This window comes from Sphingobium sp. WTD-1 (assembly GCF_030128825.1).
Classification (GTDB): Bacteria; Pseudomonadota; Alphaproteobacteria; order Sphingomonadales; family Sphingomonadaceae; genus Sphingobium.
The window spans coordinates 4873731-4893068 of sequence record NZ_CP119127.1; the positions used below are offsets into that span (position 1 = coordinate 4873731).

10 protein-coding genes are annotated in these 19338 nt (G+C 57.5%); 7 read left to right on the forward strand and 3 right to left on the reverse strand.

Annotated elements, in window-relative coordinates:
* The first annotated feature begins 28 nt into the window (after nt 1-28).
* The 3 genes from N6H05_RS24215 to N6H05_RS24225 all read left to right on the forward strand — a co-directional run bounded on the left by N6H05_RS24215 (nt 29) and on the right by N6H05_RS24225 (nt 4421).
* Nucleotides 29-637, forward strand: coding sequence for a hypothetical protein (locus N6H05_RS24215; RefSeq protein WP_284112040.1), 609 nt, complete (start codon nt 29-31; stop codon nt 635-637).
* A gap of 408 nt (nt 638-1045) precedes the next feature.
* Entirely contained in the window at nt 1046-2116 is a 1071-nt protein-coding gene (gene rfbB, locus N6H05_RS24220) for a dTDP-glucose 4,6-dehydratase (protein ID WP_284112041.1), read from the forward strand.
* Nucleotides 2117-2174: 58 nt separating this feature from the next.
* Nucleotides 2175-4421 carry a glycosyltransferase gene (locus tag N6H05_RS24225; RefSeq protein ID WP_284112042.1) on the forward strand — a complete coding sequence of 749 codons (2247 nt, stop codon included), beginning with the start codon at nt 2175-2177 and terminating at the stop codon, nt 4419-4421.
* A gap of 168 nt (nt 4422-4589) precedes the next feature.
* Here the strand turns inward: N6H05_RS24225 and N6H05_RS24230 are convergent, their stop codons facing one another.
* The 3 genes from N6H05_RS24230 to N6H05_RS24240 all read right to left on the reverse strand — a co-directional run bounded on the left by N6H05_RS24230 (nt 4590) and on the right by N6H05_RS24240 (nt 9261).
* Nucleotides 4590-6986 (reverse strand): glycosyltransferase, encoded by a 2397-nt coding sequence (locus N6H05_RS24230; RefSeq protein WP_284112043.1) that lies wholly within the window; start codon nt 6984-6986, stop codon nt 4590-4592.
* Nucleotides 6987-7031: 45 nt separating this feature from the next.
* Entirely contained in the window at nt 7032-7307 is a 276-nt protein-coding gene (locus N6H05_RS24235; RefSeq protein ID WP_284112044.1) for a hypothetical protein, read from the reverse strand.
* A 139-nt stretch (nt 7308-7446) separates the two neighbouring features.
* The gene (locus tag N6H05_RS24240; RefSeq protein WP_284112045.1) at nt 7447-9261 is read right to left on the reverse strand and encodes a coiled-coil domain-containing protein; all 1815 of its coding nucleotides are present in this window, start codon (nt 9259-9261) and stop codon (nt 7447-7449) included.
* A gap of 672 nt (nt 9262-9933) precedes the next feature.
* Here N6H05_RS24240 and N6H05_RS24245 point away from each other — a divergent pair.
* The 4 genes from N6H05_RS24245 (at nt 9934) to N6H05_RS24260 (ending at nt 19209) form a co-directional block, all read left to right on the forward strand.
* Entirely contained in the window at nt 9934-10944 is a 1011-nt protein-coding gene (locus tag N6H05_RS24245) for an NAD-dependent epimerase/dehydratase family protein (RefSeq protein ID WP_284112046.1), read from the forward strand.
* Nucleotides 10945-11112: 168 nt separating this feature from the next.
* Nucleotides 11113-14028 (forward strand): FkbM family methyltransferase, encoded by a 2916-nt coding sequence (locus N6H05_RS24250; RefSeq protein WP_284112047.1) that lies wholly within the window; start codon nt 11113-11115, stop codon nt 14026-14028.
* Nucleotides 14025-15122 (forward strand): FkbM family methyltransferase, encoded by a 1098-nt coding sequence (locus tag N6H05_RS24255; RefSeq protein ID WP_284112049.1) that lies wholly within the window; start codon nt 14025-14027, stop codon nt 15120-15122. Before N6H05_RS24250 ends, N6H05_RS24255 begins: the two co-directional genes overlap by 4 nt.
* Nucleotides 15097-19209 (forward strand): glycosyltransferase domain-containing protein, encoded by a 4113-nt coding sequence (locus N6H05_RS24260; protein WP_284112050.1) that lies wholly within the window; start codon nt 15097-15099, stop codon nt 19207-19209. The genes N6H05_RS24255 and N6H05_RS24260 overlap by 26 nt, the downstream gene beginning before the upstream one ends.
* Nucleotides 19210-19338 lie beyond the last annotated feature (129 nt).

Genomic DNA, 19338 nt, shown 5'->3' on the forward strand with positions numbered 1-19338 from the left:
GTCCTTACAACCAAGGTTCTTGCTCTGAATGGATATCAACAATCTCGACGGCGACGACGCTCCGGCGACCGGTAGGAAAGATGCAAGGATTACCTGGCTGGAAGCCCGTGTCCAGGAATTGGAAGCCGCGCTGGCCAGTGTACGAGCCACGCCACCTCATACCCATCCCAGTCCCGCCGCGACCAACCAGTGGTCGGAAACCGGCTACCCCCTCCTGGAACGCGGTCAGGGCGCCGGCATCGGCTATGAACGGCCCATAGATGATTTCCTCGCGACCGGCTGGTGGCCTGTCGAAGGCTGGGGGGTCTGGGGTCGTGACGAAAACCACAGCCTGCGCTTCCATATCCCGAACCATAGCCACGGCTATGTCGCCGTCCACCTGACATTACGCGCCTTTGTCGCCCCCGGACATGAACGGCCGCGCATCGCCATCACGGCCAACGGATATTTTCTGGGCCATTTCCATCTCGGGGCAAAGGCGCAGAAGCTGACCCTGAAATTACCGCCCTCCTCGATCGACAAGGGCGACGTGATCCTAGCCTTTGAACATAGTGCCCCACACTCGCCGGCCTCATTGGGCGTGGGGGAAGATTTTCGTCCCTTGGGCGTCGGCTTCATCGCCCTGGCTCTGCCATGAACATGGAAATGAATTTGCAATCAAGCCAGGAGCATGCGACCACATTGGCGTTCGCATATAGCGGTCTTGTGGCTGAAAATTGTTCAATCTTCCGTCCAGGAAGGATACAGGAAGGAGAGAGTGACAGCCCGTCGGTTCTAGCGACAAAGTTGCGTCAACAGGTTGTCGGGGCGATCATTCCAAGGGCGATTTCAATTTCCGTCATTTTGTAGCGATCTGGGCAATTGTCGCGAGCGCGACGAACTCCGTTTCGTTATCGCCGAGAAGATCGGCATGAGGATAGGGTGACGTCATAAAGACGCACCGAATTGATACTAAGCGATAGGGAGGGGATTGCAGACGAGGCCATGTTGTGGCTGAGGACGATTGCGAGCCCATCTGGGTGTGATTTTGAGGAGCATTGGGGGAATGGCGAACCTGATCGTTACGGGTGGTGCTGGGTTTATTGGCTCGAATTTCGTGCATCATTGGAAAAAAGTCTCGCCGGACGATGGCATCATCGTTCTTGATGCGCTGACCTATGCCGGCAACCCGGCCAACATTGCCGGTCTTGATGGGGTCGAACTGGTGCAGGGCGATATCTGCGATACCGCCCTTGTCTCCCGGTTGATCGACGCGCATGACGTTGACACGATCGTCCATTTCGCTGCCGAAAGTCATGTCGATCGCTCCATCACCGGTCCCGACGCGTTCGTCACCACCAACGTTGTCGGCACGCACAGCCTGCTAAAAGCCGCCAAGGCCGCGTGGCTGGACAAGGGATCGGGCAAGCCCCACCGTTTCCACCATGTGTCGACTGATGAAGTCTATGGCACGCTGGAACCCGAAGACCCGGCATTCAGCGAAACGACGCCCTATGCCCCCAACTCGCCCTATTCCGCGTCCAAGGCCGGTTCGGATCATCTCGTTCGCGCCTATCAGCACACCTATGGCCTGGAGACGACGACCAGTAATTGTTCCAACAATTACGGACCGTACCAGTTTCCAGAGAAGCTGATCCCGCTGTTCACCCTCAATGCCCTGTCCGGGCGCAAGCTGCCCATCTATGGCGATGGCATGAACGTCCGCGACTGGCTGCATGTCGATGACCATTGTGTCGGCATCGAACGCATCTTGCGCGACGGGCGTGTGGGGGAAACCTACAATGTCGGGGGCGGTCAGGAATTGCCCAATATCGAGGTGATCCGCGAAATATGCCGCGGGGTCGATGCCGCTTTCGCCAAAGACCCGACGCTGGCCGACCGTTTCCCGGACGCACCAGCGGCTCAGGGTCGTTCGAGTGAAGAACTGATGACCTATGTCGAGGATCGCAAGGGGCATGACCGTCGCTACGCGATCGACGAAACCAAGATCCGTGGTGAACTGGGTTATGCGCCAGCGCGCGACTTCCCACAGGGCTTTGCCGAAACCCTGCACTGGTATCTGCAGAATGAGGACTGGTGGCGCCCGCTGATCGAGCGCGCAAAGCTCGGGCAGTGAAGCGCGCGCAGTAAACGACCTCATCTTGAAGACTCAGAATTAAATGCAAGGATTTCGCATGAAGCTGGACCTGATCATCCCGGTATATCGAAATGTCGACCTCGTCGAAGCGTGCATCACGTCGCTCGTCCAGCATATCGATGAAGTCGCGGCCTATGACCCCCGCATCATCGTCATCAACGATTCCCCGGATGATACCGCCGTCAATAGCTATCTCGCTCAGGCGAGGGCCAAGGGGATCATCCATGAACTTGTCCGCAACCCGAAAAACTTGGGCTTCGTCAAGAGCGTCAACAAGGGGCTGACGCTTTCCAAGCAGCGGCAGGCCGCCGCGATCCTGGTCAACAGCGACACCATCACCTACGCCAATACGCTGGCCGAAATGATGGCCGTGCTGGAAACCGATCCTCAGATCGGCTTTGTCTGTCCGCGGTCGAACAACGCGTCCATCTCAACCTTCCCCCAGGCCCCCCACAATATGTCCGGCATCGCGACGACACCGGAAGTTTGCTACAAGGCCTGGGAGTCTGTTCATCATCATCTGGACCGCTACACCTGGTCGCCTACAGCCGTCGGCTTCTATATGCTGATCGCTCCGGATGTGGTGTTGAATTTCGGCACTCTCGACGAGGAATTCGGCCTCGGTTACGAGGAAGAAAATGACATGGTGATGCGTGCCGGCAAGGTCGGCTACCGCGCGGTCATGGCCAACCACGCCTTTGCTTATCATGCCGGCTCAGCGTCGTTCATGCTGCATGACATGGACCTCAAGGGGCAGCAGCAGGGCAATCTGCAGAAAATGAATGCTCGGCATCCCGAATTCCTGCCGCTGGTATGGGATTTCGAAGCCTCCGCCGATTATCGCACCGAACTGAAGATCCGGCAGTTGGTTCCGACCATCGAGGGCAAGCTGAAAATTGCCCTGAACCTGCTGACATTCGGCAAGCACCACAATGGCACGAGCGAGCATATGATGCATTTCGTGCGCTGGTGCGACAAGATGGCGCCCGACAATTTCGAAATCTATGCCATCTGCGAACCGTCGGTTGCCAAATTCCACGGGATCGACGAGCTCAAGCGCATTCGGGTCCGCAAGGATTATGAGGCGAATTACGCGATCTCGATCTTCCCTGGTCAGCCTTTCGATCTGCATATCGTCAATGTGATGGAACATCTGGCGCCGATTAATATCTACGGCATGCTGGATGTGATCGCGCTGGATTGCAGCCACCTGCGCGCCAGTAACGATCTTCAAGCATTGTGGGCCTATATTGCCGAACATGCCAATGGCCTGTTCTTCAACAGCGAATTTTCTGAACTGACCTTCCGCAATCGGTTCGAGCGCGAATTCAATACGCCGGTCTACACCAAATTGCTGCCCACGCAGGTCTCCGCCTACAAACCTCGTTTCGGCGATGTCGAAAAGGGACGAGAGCATGTGCTGGTGATGGGAAACCATTTCCCGCACAAGGCATCGGAACCCGTTGGCGCCGTTATCGCCAAGGAAATGCCGAACCTGTCAGTCGTCACCCTGGGTGGCAGCACCACGACTGCCCGCAACGCCCGCATCCTGCAATCCGGGGTCATTCCCGAAGACGAGATGAACGACATCTTTGCGCGCGCCAGCGTTGTCGTCCTGCCTTCCTACTATGAGGGCTTTGGCCTTTCGCTGCTCAACGCGCTCGCCTTGGGCAAGCCGATCGTCGCCCGCGACATCCCCCCGACGCGGGAAATTCTGGCGACCTATAGCGACATCAAGGGCGTGTTCCTGTTCCGCGACAACAAGGAAATTCCTGCGCTGATCAAAAAGGCCATCAGCGCCGAAACATCCAGTGTGGTAGAAAAGGACAGCATCGACTGGGATCAGTGGTCGAAGGGCCTGTTCGACTTCTGCACCAGCCTGATTGAGCAACCCGATCTCTATCGGCGGATCATCAAGCGGACCAAGGACGGCGACGTCCTGCGTCGCTTCGCCCTGATCAGCCAGCAGGATACTCAGCCCAATCCGATGGCCAACAACTTCGTCGCGCCGACGGAAGTGCATGTCGATCACCTGCTTGCGCTTGATCAGGAATTCTTTGTCCGTGCCTTCTATGAGCAGTTGCTCGGCCGTCGCGTCGATCCAGCCGGCCTGGAACATCACATCGCCCTGCTCAACAACGGCACGACCAAGGTCGAAATCCTGCACTCGATCCTGAATTCGGAGGAGTTTCTGGAGAACCGAACTGGCGTATCGGTGATCGGACGCGACTTGCTGCGCAAGCCGCGCCGTTCCTGGATAGCCCGTCTGGCAAAGGCCGGCTGACGCTCTCCGCTTGCCTGGAGCAGCTTCGCCCCGACCATATCGGTGCGACTGCTCCAGGAGGCTGGCCTGGCCTCGGAGCTTAGCGAGCCTCGCAGTCAGCGGAAGTTGCCGACGACCTGAAGCTTGATCGGATACATCATGCCTATACGGACCATGCCGGCATGCCGGTCAGATCGAGGCGATCAAGCTTTGGCCATTGCCGCCCAATCTGGCACAAATCGCTGCGCTCGCCTCTCGCAAATAGGTAATCGACGGCCCGGAAAATGCCTCCCGCACCAGATTGTCATACCCAGGATAGCGGACATTCAGCGTCTCGATCGCGGCAGTGACAAGCTGGTCCTTCTCTGCCTTGAAGCTTGCGGTGCGAACATGGAAAACGAAGGCCCAGGGCGAAATTAAATGGGTCCAGCCCGCAGCTTCGCTGCGCATGCAAAAATCATTTTCTTCCCCATAACCGCGCGGAAAGCCTTCGACATCGAAAGATCCGCAAGCATCGATCGCCGCCCGACGAATGAACAGACAGAAACCCGATCCGGTCGGCACCACAGGCGGTGGGCATTCGAATGTCCCCTGCACCATCAGCAGCGCATATTCTTCATGACTCAAATGCGCTGGCTTTTCGCAACGCTGACCGGGGAGTGGAAAGGAAAAGGCGCCTGCATTGTCACTCATCGCTGTCGCGGTCGCGATCATCGCCCGACTATAAGCGGTAGCACGTAGTCCTTCGAGCCAACGTGGCGTCACTATCGTATCGCTGTTCAGCAATATGACATCCCGGCCGGCGGCCAATTCAATGCCCAGATTGACGGTACGCGTATAACCAAGATTCTGCGGCGACCGCACCAATCTTATGCCCGCCCTGTCTTCCAGATCTTCGAATATCTGCGCAATTTCGTCATCGCTGCTCGCATCATCGATGAGAATGATTTCCGTCTCTGCCAGTTCGGTATGCTTGAGCACCGATGCAATGCAGGCACGCACCTCGTCCGGCGCATTGAATATCGGTATGATCACGCTGACGGGCGGTGCGACACCGATTGCCTTGGCAATGAGCGGCCGAGAGCCCTCAAAATTGCCCCGTTCTCGCATGGATCGTTCGGTAATCCGCTCATAGGCCTCCGCCATGCGTTCATTCAGCCGCTCTTGAGAGAAATTCTCCGTTATGAATGCCCGCCCCTCTTCACCCATCGTGCCAATCCGATGCCCGTTCTCACACAGTTCGACGATCGCATCGACGACCCCATCGATGTCACGGAAAGGCACAAGATAGCCGGTCTTTCCATGCTGCACCAACTCCGGCAACGCGCCCCAGCGATACGCGATGACCGGCCGGCCGGCCGCCATGGCCTCCGCGACCGTCCGACCAAAGGACTCGGCAAAGGTCGACAGATTGAGGAGGACGTTGATCTCCGCGATCGCCGTACGGGCGTCGGCTTGATAGCCGGCAAAAACAAGATTGTCGGGACGCTCTCCTCGACGGACCTCATCCATCCACTGCTCGATCTGAGCGGTTTTCGGGCCGACGATGACAAATCTGGCGCGGGGCGTCCGATCCGCAGCCCGGCTCGCCACCTCGACAAAATCGGCGATGCCCTTCTTGGGAAGATTGGAACTGACGATGCCGAACCGTATTTCGGCGCCGAAAGCGTTCCGCATCTCGAAATCTTCGATTGTCACCGCATTGGGGACATAAATCGTCCGATCGTCGCGACTGAACAATTCGCATGTCGCACGCGAATTACCGATGAGCCAATCGCTCCGCTCGAAGATGCTATCCACGATATAATCCGCGGTCTGCCGCAGTTGCTGCTGCAGGCCGTCATCGAGCGATATCAGTTCCCGAACATGGATGACTGCCGTACGCCCCATTTTCCTGGCAGCCACCATGGGTTCAAACAACACAATGGTATTGGCATATACTATATCTACGGCTTCGCGACTGATAATATCGGCAAAATCCAGTGCCGACCAAGCATAGACGTCTCTATTTTCCATCCATTGGGGATAGTTGAACGTGTATATGGCCGCGCAAAGTGACTGGATACGTAGAAAATAATCGTGATTATCGGCAGCGGGCAAGGTGACGATCACATTGACCGGAAGCAATGCGACCGCTGTCAGAACGTCAAGCAGGCTGCGCTCCCCTCCGAACAGTTCAGCGCTGACACTATGGGCACATATAAGGATAGTCGGCCGATCCGCCTCAATGCGGCATTGCCCCTCATGCCGCCGCCGCCCTTGCGGCATTTGGCCATCGGCAGAGAGCGGCGCGCCCAAATGGGCAAACCGCCCACGAACAGCAGCCCGCCCTTCGGCCTTTCCGAAGCGAATATAATGAATTAACGCATCAATCCCTGCCTCGGCGACATCGCCATTGGTCTCAAGATAGAGATGCGTGTCGAAGCCGGGACCGGGGTCCCGGCGCAACAACATGCCGAACCGGACGAAATGCTCCAGCGGCGGCAATCCGACCTCGGCAACGTCCTGATAAGTGCGCGTATACCACGCTTCGTCAAACAAACCAGATTTGGCGATTTCCGTGGCGATCTGTTCCCAGTCGTCCAACTTTTCGATCCTTCATCTGGCCGGTTGCCTGAGCAAAATAGCCCGTCAGGCGACCGGGCTACGGCCTTCGTCCCTGCCGAAACGAATATAATGGAGAAAAGGTTCCATATCTGATCCTGCAACATCGGCATTCGTGTCGATATAATAGCGTGTATCGAAACCAGGCCCCGGATCTCGCTTAAGCATCAGGCCAAAGCGGACAAAATGCTCCAGCGGCGGAAGGCCGACGATAGCTGTGTCAGGATATGCCCCGACATACCAAGCCTCATCGAACAGCCCCGATTCTGAAATTTCTTTGGTGAGCTGCTCCAGATCTGCCATCCCTGTTTCCTTCCTACTCGCTCCAACCATCCCTCCGCGAAGGCAGCCTCCGTATCAACTGCAATGAAAGCAGTCACTTATCTTATTTGTTTTTTTATGTTGCCAGAACACGCCCTTGCCCGGCAGCACACCCTTCTCCCTATTTTTTTACGCCCAGAGCATCTTTCAACCAACGGATCGGCGCCATGGCGCGATAGGAAGGCGAGGCCTGGATCATGTTCAATTGCATTTCGCGATCCGCCAATTGCTGACGAAGGCTGACCATTTCTTCCTGCTGACCCGCAAAATCCTGACGCATGGCCGCCAGTTCAGCCACGCGTTCTTCCAGAACATCATCTTGCGCGATCAATCTCGTCGCCATGACGCCCAGTTCTTCAAAGCGAAGGCCGAGCGTTTCCTGCAATTCGCTGCGCTCAACTTCGCTCTGCTCCCACAGCACAATCTGCGTTTCGAGATTTTGCTGCTGTCGCTCCAATCGCTCTGTCAGCGTCCGCCGTTCTTCATCCGCTGCCTGCAACTGTCCGGCGATGCTATCTTGTGACGACGCATATTCCGCGCGAATGGTCGCAAGCATATCCGCATGTCCTTGCCGGTCCGCCTCTGCTTGCTGCAACCGCGCCCTAAGATCTGCGACCTCCTCTTGCGAGGCAGTCAGCGCAGCCTCCCTGACCGCATGAGCCTGGGCATGCAGCCGCTGCTCCTCATTCAACGCGTCCAGCTTAGCTCTGAACAATGCCACCTTATCTTGCGAGGCAGTCAATTCGGCGCGCATAGCCTCAAGCTCTTCCGCATGCCCCTGCAATGTACGGCCGTTCTCCACCAATTGGGCGGTAATCGTGCCCAACTCCTTGAAACGGGTCTTGAGTTCGGCTTCCAGCGTCTTGCGCACCTTTTGCAGAGCCCGGCGCTCGGCCTCGCTCGCCTCCAATTGACGCGCACGCTCAGCCAGTTCCTCGACGCGAGCCGCCAGCCCCTGCCGCTCACGCTCGGCCTCGGCCCGCGCGCTGCGCTCCGCCTTCAACTGCGCGTCTGCACTCTCGACGCCTTGCCCCAACTGATGAATGCGCGCCTCAAGAAGCCGCTTATCCTCGGTCAGTTGCTCTTCCAGTTGCGCTCGTTTGACCAGGTCCGCCTTCAGCCGGGAGGCCATGGACTGCATGTCCTTCAGGCTGCGGTTCAACTTTTCCCGTTCGCCCTGCGCTTTGTCGCGCGCCTGTCGCTCCTCGTGCCACTTGGCTTGGCCATCGAACAATTGCTGCAGGACAGCAGTTTGTTCATGCTGTCCTTCCGCAAGGCCTGCTTCAAGTTCGGCAATCTTCTTGTCAGTCGCCGCCTGCAAACCGGTCAGTCGCACACATTCGCGCACGGCTTCATCATGGCGCGCAAAAGCGGCCTCGATATCGGCGGCAGAGCGATCCAGGTCCATCAACGCTGCGCTCGCTTCCAATTCACCAGCAATCGCTGTCGCGACCTCATCCCGTCGCAGCAATTCCGCGCCAAGTATCCGTGCCAGGGCATTGTCCGTCACGAGATATTCGATCGGAATGACCGGCATCTCCTGTTCGAGCGGCAAACCCATCTGGCGCAATGCCTTGGACGCATCGCCCGCGAAGGCGACATCCTCGACAATCACGGCGCGCCGACGATTTTTCCGAAAGAAGATCAGCAGCTTCTCGGTTCGCTCACGCCACTCATCCAACGCTTGTTGGGCCGGCACACCGGCTTCGATCGCCAATGCGAGCGCTTCTGCAGGCGCGGATTGCAGAATGAGAATGGCCGTCTCCTGATCCACCTGATCAGGCGCCTCCAGAAACTGGGGTGCGAAGTGCGAGACGGCCAATGCCACCTCCGCCAACCCCCGCAGACGCTCAGCATGCGCAACGCCGCCCGCATCAATATATATGGCAACCTTTTCTGCCGGCACATCCGGAATACTCTGGTTGGATATCTGCACCGTTGTCTCCGCTCTGCGGGGCGCCGCATCGGCCCCCATTTGCTCACCAGACTGCCCTGAATTCGATGTCATAGCCCGTTCACTCTATTCCCATAAAGAAATGACCCGAACTAAATCGACAGAAAAATTTCATTCCTGTGGCCCAAATCGTCACAATCTGACGCAATCCACCCTCCGCCCTTTTGCAAAAAAATCGGCTTCAAGCAATATGACTGCCGCCATGGCACCAGGCTTCAATCCTAAACGAATCTCCGAACGCTTTCACACAATTAACCAAGAATGGGTCATCTCCGCGCCTGCTGGAGGGACAAAGACTATCACCGTCCTATCCCCGCCCCTTTCACCGACACTGCGTCATCAGAAGCGCGCGGCTGTATTCTCGATCTCGTCCCCCTGAAGGCTATTTCACCTTTCAAAGGAGGCTAAGGCGCGACCCGTAGAAACAACCATAGGAAAGCAATCAAAATATGTAAATCCTTCGATTATGGGTCATTTGCCATGAAGATCGGGGGGAAGCCCAGCTTGACAAGGCCATCCCGGTCCCGCCTATTAGGGAAGCGGCCTTCGGCCAGCAGCAATACGGGTCGCCACGGATATGATGGCCGGGAGCATTACGCCCGTTAGGGGCTTGCCCCACCAGCTAGATTGTTCAGATTTGGGGGGTGTTTGACATTGACGCGCATTTTCGTGACTGGAACGGCTGGCTTTATCGGTTATCACTTGGCCGAATTATTGCTTCAGGAAGGCATTGAGGTCGCTGGCTATGACGGCCTGACCGACTATTATGATGTCGAGCTGAAACGCCGTCGCCACGCATTGCTGCGCCAATATCCGAATTTCTCGGCCACGGAGGCCCTGTTGGAAGACGGGGATAGTCTGGATCAGGCCGTCGACGCCTTCAAGCCAGACATCATTGTTCACCTCGCCGCTCAGGCAGGCGTGCGCTATTCGATCGAACAGCCCCGGGCTTATGTATCGGCCAATATTGTGGGCACGTTCAACGTGATGGAAGCGGCCCGGCGCAATGCGGTCCAGCATCTGCTCATGGCCTCGACCAGCTCGGTCTATGGCGCCAATACGCAGATGCCTTATGCCGAAGCGCACAAGGTTGACACGCAGATGTCTTTCTACGCCGCGACGAAGAAAGCCAATGAAGCGATGGGTCATTCCTGGTCGCATATTCACGGCGTGCCAATCACCATGTTCCGCTTCTTCACGGTCTATGGACCTTGGGGCCGCCCCGACATGGCGCTGTTCAAATTCACTCGTGGCATCCTGGCTGGCGAGCCGATCGATGTTTACAATCATGGCGACATGTGGCGGGACTTCACTTATGTCAGTGACCTGGTCCGAGGCATCAGGTTACTGATCGATGCCATTCCGGGTGATGCAGGTACCGCAGTCGAGGGCGACAGCCTCTCGCCGGTAGCGCCCTTCCGTGTCGTCAACATCGGCAATTCACAGAAGGTCCGACTGGAAGATTTCATTGATGCCATCGAGGCCGCTATCGGAAAAAAGGCGGTACGCAACTACATGGACATCCAGCCTGGCGATGTCCCCGCCACTTGGGCCGATGCCACATTGTTGCAGAATTTGACCGGCTACGCCCCGCAGACGGACGTGCGCGACGGCGTGAACCAATTCGTTGCCTGGTATCGGGATTATTATAATATTACGCCCTGAGCCGACCGGGCAGGAAAACAAGCCTGCCGCGATGATATGTCGAATTCGCAACATTCCATTATGTTGACTATTCAATAGCGGCATAATGGAATAGGGCCTGACCAGAATGGTTGAGTCGACCTTCTCACCTGTTATGAAACAGAGGGTTGTCATGTATCGGGACAGACGATGAGAGCCGAAGAAGTCGACCAGGAAGACCAGCAACTTCATCCTGTTGATGTGGCACGTCCAGATCACGCAAATTTGACCACCACAGGCGCGCCCATAGAGGCCTCCTCCGCTCTCGAAGCCGGGCACAGCGCTACGCTAGGTATGATCATGAACAAGTCGTTCCCTGAGGCAATCACATGGGCTGCAAGCCGCAGTCCGATCGGCACAATTGTCGACATCGGCGCTGGCAGCGGTGAAATTCTACGCATTCCAGCGGTTGCTTCGGCACAACATATTCTGTTGGTGGAACCAAATCCGCTGCACCTTTCTAGATTGAGGAAATTGTCGGCCGGCGACGACCGGATCAGCATATTGCCCGTGGCGGTCGCAGACTTTGCCGGTGAGGTTGTCCTGCGCCAGTTTAATTTCCCTGCGCTGGCCAGTATTCAGGCCCCTTCCGAGACATTGATGCGATTGCTTCCCGGCCTGCGTCAAACCAAACAGCAAGATGTCGATGCGCTACCGCTGGCCACCATCCTGGCAGAAAGCCTGCCCCTGGAAAATGCGCAGGTCGATGCCAGCAACATTTTGATCATCGAAGCCAATGGTGCCGAACTGGACATCGTGCGCGATTTATTGGCCTCTGATCATTCAAGTCATTTTGCCTATATTTTTCTGCATGCCGGGCGCGATGCGGCCTATCAGGACACTCTCCCCCTATCCGAGGCACAAACCCTGCTCGAAGCGGCCGGATATCAGCTGTCCTGTCAGGACGAGGGCGATCCGGATTTCCCCTGGCTGGTTTTCATGCTGGATCAGGTCGCCCTGCAGTTGCTCGATTTACGCCAGCAAGTGGCCAAACGGGATGAGGCCCAGGAGAGCGACCGCAAACGTCTGGCGGACTTGAACAAGCAGTTGGAGAGCAGCAAGACCGAAAGCCGCAGCCGCTCTCAACGCGTCGAAGAGTTGAAGAAAGAGATTGCAGCGCAGGCTGACAGGCACGGTGCCATCAAAACCCAGCTCATCGAGCGGGAACAACGCATCGAAGATCTCAACAAGGAAATCGCGGCGCTGACGGGCAAGCAGGCCACAATCGAAGCGCAACTCATCGAGCGCGACCAGCAGATCGCATCGCTGCAGGATCAGGCGGCCGAGCAGGCCAAAACGCAGGATGCCGAGCGCCAGCAGGTCCGCGACCTTACCAAACAGCTTGAAACAGCCAAGGCCGAAAGCCAAGGCCGCTCGAAGCGCGTCGAAGATCTCAAGAAAGAGATCGCTGCGCTGGCGGACAATCAGACCACGATCGACACTCAACTCATCGAGCGCGATCAGCAAATCGCTTCGTTGCAAGAGCAGGCGGCCAAGCTGGCCGAGGCGCAGGATGCCGAGCGCCAGCAGAACCGGGAGCTTGCCGGACAGCTTGAAACAGCCAAGACCGAAAGCCGAGGCCGTTCCAAGCGCATCGAAGATCTCAAGAAAGAGATCGCAGCGCTGACGGACAATCAGAGCGCAATCGAAGCTCAACGCACCGAGCGCGAGCAACAGATCGCATCCTTGCGGGATCAGGCAGCCGAGCAGGCCAAGGCGCTAGGCGCTGCTCAGCAACGGATCGCCGAGTTGACCAAGCAACTGGAAACGACGCGAGGAGAAAGCCGGGGGCGCTCCGAACGGGTAGAGGATCTGAAAAAGACCGTTGCGGCCCTGTCTGAAAAGCAGACCAGCATGAGCGTTGATCTCGCTGCGCGCGACAAGCAAATCGCGCTACTCCAGAGTCAGGCGATCGATCAGGCCAAGACCCATGAGGCGGATCGCCTGTATAGCCGCGAATTGATGCAACAGCTTGAAGTGATCCAGGCAGAGAGCGCAGATCGCGCCTCCTGCATTGACGACCTCGGCAAACAGCTCAATGCCGCGAAGTCGGAAAGCCGCGATCGCTCGCAGCGCGTTGAAGACCTGAAAAAGGAGAATGATTCGCTGCTGGAAAAGCAGCGAGCAGCGCAGGCCGAAATCGAGACCGCTTCTGCAGCACAGAAAGCGGACGGCAAAAAGATCGACACTCTTGCCAGTCAGTTGGACCAGGCGAAGGCCGAAAGCCGTAGCCGGGCCGAACGGGTCGAAGATCTCAAGCGCGAGATTGCCGAAATGCAAGTGACAGCCAAGGCCCATCTGGCCGACCGCGACCAGCAATTGCGCGCTCTGAAAGCGAAAGTCGAGGATCTGACCAAGGCCCGCGATGCAGATCGGCTGAAGATCGAGGAACGCAACGTCCATCTCGACAGCGTGAAGGCGGAGAGCCGCCAGAGAGCCGAACGGGTCGAAGAACTCAAGCGGGACAATGCGGCCCTTCAGGACCAGCAAATCGCCGCCGAAGCCAGCCTGGCAGAGCGGGATCAGCAATGCATATTGCTACAGCTTCAAATCGAGGAGTTGGAGCTGCTACTTGGCAATACACGGCAGGACAATCTTGACCAGGCCGGCCAAATCGAGGCGCTCCGGCAGGAAAAAGATGAACTTCTCGATCGGCAGAGTGCAACGGAATCCGGCCTGACCGAGCGGCATGAGCAATTGTCCCAGTTGCAAGCCCGCTATGACGACCAGGCCAAGGCCCGCAATGCCGATCGCGAGAAGATCGACGAACTCGGCAAGCAGCTCGACAGTGTGAAGGCCGAAAGCCGTGGCCGATCCTTGCGGGTCGAGGATCTCAAAAAAGAGGCTGGCGGACTGCGAGACGAGCTTGCGCAACTGCGCTCCGAATGGAGCATGGCGATCGAAAAGGAACAGAATGTCCGGGACAGCCTGTTGCGCGCCGAAGCCCAATTGGCACTGATGAAGGATCTGATCGGCCTTCAGACCCGGCCTGACATCGTCGCGCCGGACAAGCAGCGGATCGGGAGCAAGCGGCTGCCCAAATCCACTGTTCCTGCACAGCCATGAAACAGTCGATCGAACAACGGTGCGCGACGGCCCGTCTCTATTGGCAAATCGGCAACTGGGCTGGCCTCGCTGACCTGGAACTCGCCCTCGATGAAGTCGGCAACGCCCCTGAAGAATTATTATTATACAAGGTTCAAGGCCTGTTCCAAACTGGACAGAATGATGAAGCGATCCGACTTGCCCGCAAGGCTCTGGCAGCCGCTCAGTCCCCTGCACGGTTGATAGAGGCGCTCGCCAGCGGCACCCATGCAGCGCTGGCGCAAGCCTGGATGTTTCTCGACGTCCGCGACGCGGCGGTCAGTAATATTGTCGAGGCCGTGACCCTGCATCCTGCGGGCGGAGACGTATCGACCGTCGTTGGGATGCGTTTCGAGGCCGAGCGCAGTGCGGCCGAGAAGAAAGCGAACCGCATTTTGTGCCGTGACGTCCCGGCCAGGAAATTGTTTGTCGATTGCGGTGGCCATGATGGCTGTTCCGCCGTCATGTTCCTGCTTCGTCATCCGGATTTTGACTGCGTGACGTTCGAGCCCAATCCGGCGCTCCATAAATATTATGCCGGCGTCCCAACGCAATTGCGGCCTGAAGCGGCCTACACCTACAATGGCGAGATAAATTTCACGATCGATCCGATCGATGCGGACGGGAGTTCGCTGATCGAAGGGAAACGGATCGACGCGACCAAGAAACTGGAAAATGCGGAATGCCCCGTCATCAATGCGCCATGCATTGATCTTTCCGAATATATTCGAACGGTTTCGTCTAAATATGACGAAATTCATTTGAAAATGGACATTGAGGGTGCCGAATATGACATCCTTGAAAAAATGCTATCCGATGGAACACTAAACCTTATAGACAAGCTTTATTGCGAGTTCCACGTAGAGAAAATCCCAATGGACCCGAAACGCCATGATGATATTGTGGCGCGAGCATCGGCCATTGTTGGTAAAATCCAAGAGTGGAATGCTCACATATTCAAAACTGGGGATGGCGCATCCGTTAAAGCCAGAAGAGCTTATATGCTCGATCTGATCGAAAATATGCGCCAGAATTTATTTGGAGAACGGCATGGAACGCCTCGCCTCTATTCCTGAGGTTGGCTTTGAAGCCGCAAACGAGGCTCAGCGCGCCGGCGATCTGCTCGGCGCAATCAGAGCCTATGTCCGTTTGCTCGTTGATTTGCCCGACATCGCCAGTGAAGCGACCTTCAACCTGTCGCTTGCGCGCCGGCGTTACCGGATCATGCGGCGGGATGCTCCCGCCAGTGCGGTCATTTGCCTGGGTAATGTCGCCCTGGCCCCGCGGGTCGAAACGCTGGCGGCGCTTCATACCGCTGCCGCCTCGACCAGCGTCATCGGCCTCGTCGGCACCGATTCAGCGACCCCGATCGAGACGGCAATGGCGGGAATGGACATTCCCCTGCATCTCTTCGCTCTTGGTGCCCCGGAAACATTGCCGCGTCGCCTGCTCGACCTGGTACTGGACCATCCATGCGATGTCCTGCATCTGTGCGACGCGAATCTGACGACCCTCACCATTGCCCTGCTCTACAGCGCAATTTGGGACAGTCGCCTGATTCTCGACAGCAATGACCAGCCATTGCCTGTCACCCTTGCCGATCTGATTGCGCCACTGGCCCAGGACGCACCTCTCCGCCAATGGCTGGTGGGTGCCGATGAAGGCAGGGCAAGCATCGTCCTGCGCGACATCTTTGACGATCACAGCGTCGCCAGCGCCCCCCTTGAAGCCGAAAACGGCACCATTCTGCTGACCGACGAATCCTCGTCGGCCGACACCGCTCCGCTGCGACTGGCGCGCGCGCTTCCCGCCATAGGCACCTTGCTGGTGCCGGACGCGCGTGCCGCCCTGTTCGAGCAACTGGGTGGTTGGTCCAGATTCGTCGATCCTGCCGCTCCCATCGCAAGCGCCCAAGGCACCGTGGCGGAACGCATCATCGTCTATTCCGTACTGACGGGAGATTATGAAGCGCTCAAAGAACCCGAGGCCAAGGATCCGCGGGTTCGCTACCTGCTTTTCACCGACAATCTCAAACTGAAGTCTGACAATTGGGACATCATCCACCTGGATCTGCCCAACCTCGCACGACGCCATGCATCCCGTTTGCCCAAGCTGCTGGCGCATGAATATCTGCCCGATCATGACATCAGCCTCTATGTCGACAGCACCTTGACCCTTCATGCTACCGACATTGCCATGCTGGTTGATGAATGCCTGCAGGGCAAGGATATCGCTGCCTACGCGCATTTCGAACGCCAGTGCATCTATGCGGAAATGGAGGAGTGCATCCGGCTGGGCAAGGCCGATGCGACCAAGGTCGCTCCCATTCGTGCGCAGTTCGAAGCTGATGGCTTCCCGGCACAATATGGCCTGCTCGAAAATGCTTTCCTGGTTCGGCGTAACACGCCCGAAATCCGCGCCTTGAATGTGGATTGGAAGCAGGCGTTCGAGGCGGGCGCCGAACGCGACCAATTCTATCTCATGTACCTGCTGTGGAAGCGGAATATCCCGCATGCGGTGATCGGAAACAGCACCAACTTCCGTACCAGCCCCTGGGTCACCTTCCACCAGCACCAGTTCCGGCACACCCCGGTACCCGTCGTCCGGAAACCCGGGGACGTAATCCCGCTCATTATCTACTCCTGCCTCTTTGGCGATTATGAAGAGGCCAAGGAACCTGTCGCCCCACCCCAGGAAGGGGTCGAATATATCCTGTTCACCGATCGGACCGACCTCAAGTCGGATCGCTGGCAGATCAAGCAGGTGGATGAAAGCTTCGGCGACCTGCGCCGCACCTCGCGCTTGCCCAAGATCCTGGCGCATAGCTATCTGCCGCCGCACGAAATGTCGATCTACCTCGATTCCAGCCTAGTCTGGGAATGCGCGGATTCGGTGGCGCTGGCGACCAATTACCTCAAGAACAGCGACATCGCCCTGTATCGCCACTATGCGCGCGCTTGCGTCTATGACGAAATTCGCCATTGCATGGAGAAGGAGATCATCGACAAGCAGGCCGGAACCGAATTGATCGACAGCCTGCAAGCCGAAGGCTTTCCCGAAGCCTATGGCCTGTTTGAAAATGCCTTCATCATCCGCCGCAACACACCTGCCATGCGTCAGGTCAATGCAATGTGGTGGAACCGGTTTATTTCAGGCCCGCACCGCGACCAATTCTACCTGATGCCATCGCTCGTCGTCTCCGGCATTGCGCCCACCGAAATCACGGAAGGCCCGCAATTCCGCAAGAGCACCTTCATGACCCATCACAAGCATGCCTATCGCAAGAAGCCGGGGGCAATGAAGGTGGGCTGGATCATGGGTGGCGAAGCAGAGCGCGGCTGGGCCTACTCCAACAATGCCCGGCGCTTCATCAACAAGATGCGCTATGATTCGCACAAGATAAACAAGGCCAATCCCGATAATGACGTGGCCCTGTTCTTCGACCCCCTGATCCATCAGGGCAGCGACCAGCGCGGGCGGGTCAACCTTGTTCGCCTCGGCGGCCCCCGCCCCCTCAATCGCCTGTTTGGCGGCAAGGTGGTCGAGCGCGCAGCATTTTTGCGTAGTTTCGATGCCATCATTGCGCTGAACGCTGAACTTGCCGCTATCGGCGAGATGTCCGGCGCCCGCACCTATCTGGTGCCCAACGGCATCGACCTCGATCACTGGCCGCTCAATTACAAGGCGGATTTGCCGGAATTCATCGTCGGCTTCGCCGGCAATGTCCACACGGCGGAAGAGAGGCGCCTCAAGGGCTTCGACTTCATCAAGGGGGCGTGCGAAGCACTGGGTGTCAAGCTCAAAACCCTGCGCAAGGGCGAGAAGAGCCAGATATCCCATGAGGAGATGCACGAGAAATTCTACGGCAAGATCTCCTGCCTCGTCCACCCCGTGGCGGAGGGCAAGGAAGGCTCTTCCAACGTGATCATGGAAGCCCTGGCGTCAGGGGTTCCGGTGATCACCACGCTTCAGGCAGGCTTTCATGCCGAGCGCCTGACCCATGGCGAGAACGTTCTGTTCGCCCGCCGGAATGTCGGCGCCATCAAGGAACAACTCGCCAAGTTGCGTGATGATGCCGGACTGCGGCGCAAACTGTCGCGCAACGGACGCGCATTTGCGGAACGCGCCCATGACATCAACAAAATCTCCCAGGAATATCGCAATATCTTCACCGCCGCGCTCAACGGGCGCGACCGACTGCGGGTATCGTTCATTCCCGCGCAGCCGGCAGCCGAAAATTTCGCAACCGGACGTATCCGCTGCCTGTTCATGGCCGACGCCCTCAATCGCTATTTCGGCGGCCATATTCGCGCCGATGTCGGGCTGCAGGAACGGGCCGATGTGATCGTCGTCAGCCAGTTGTGCGACGGTCCGACGCTCACCCGCATCCAGCGGCATGTCATCAATGGCGCAAAAGTCATCTACGATCTTTGTGACCCCTATTTCTCCCGCCATGAGGAGGTATATGGCGTTCACGCCTCGGCCCGGTTCAAGGATCTGGCATCCCTTGCCGACCTGATCGTGACCCCGACCAAGCAACTTGCCAGCATGGTGGCCGAAACGGGATGCGAAACGCCTATCGTCACCGTCGCCGACATGATCGATTATCAAAGCCAGTATCAGCCGTCGATCGTCACGCCCACCGACAGCGTGGTGTGGTTCGGCAATCCGGGCCATGGCAATTTCGACTCAGGCCTCTGGGCGCTCAAGGAGCTTGAATCGCGCTGGAAACACAAGGTTTCGGTGATTTCGGTTCCCGCCAATATCAAGGCCCCGAAATCCTTTGAGGTCAAGCAATGGACATATGACGGCTTCATTGCGAAAATCCGGCAGCATGGCCTCGCGCTTGTTTCGCACGATCCGGGTCAGGCACAGAAAAGCAACAATCGTTTCCTGACTGCGATTGCCAATGGCGTGCCGGTCATTGCAACCGGTTCACGCTCGAGTGCGGATCTGCTGCAGGAGATCGGCTATCCCGAATTATTCGTGTCCAACAGCGAGGAACTGGACCGGGCCATGAAACTCCTGGCTGATCCGGCATGGCGCACAGCCTATGTCCGCAAGGCCCAGGCCTATGTTGAGGACGCATTTGGCCCGCTGCAGAGCGCACGGGACTTCTACTATCACGCACTGTCGAGGGTTCTCGAAAAGCCCGAATGCTAAAAAGCCGCACATCTCGGCGGTAGCGCCTGACGCTCCCGCCGAGATGTGAATCAGGCTCTATCCTTTAATTCCGGCCTTGGGCCAATGCGACCTGAGGCGATCAAGTCCGGAGAGGAGAGACATAACGCC

Bases quoted from the DNA above. Each gene is read 5' to 3' on its own strand.
- N6H05_RS24215 (WP_284112040.1), top strand. From the start codon at position 29: ATGGATATCAACAATCTCGACGGCGACGACGCTCCGGCGACCGGTAGG.
- rfbB (WP_284112041.1), top strand. From the start codon at position 1,046: ATGGCGAACCTGATCGTTACGGGTGGTGCTGGGTTTATTGGCTCGAAT.
- N6H05_RS24225 (WP_284112042.1), top strand. From the start codon at position 2,175: ATGAAGCTGGACCTGATCATCCCGGTATATCGAAATGTCGACCTCGTC.
- N6H05_RS24235 (WP_284112044.1), bottom strand. From the start codon at position 7,307: ATGGCAGATCTGGAGCAGCTCACCAAAGAAATTTCAGAATCGGGGCTG.
- N6H05_RS24250 (WP_284112047.1), top strand. From the start codon at position 11,113: ATGAGAGCCGAAGAAGTCGACCAGGAAGACCAGCAACTTCATCCTGTT.
- N6H05_RS24255 (WP_284112049.1), top strand. From the start codon at position 14,025: ATGAAACAGTCGATCGAACAACGGTGCGCGACGGCCCGTCTCTATTGG.
- N6H05_RS24260 (WP_284112050.1), top strand. From the start codon at position 15,097: ATGGAACGCCTCGCCTCTATTCCTGAGGTTGGCTTTGAAGCCGCAAAC.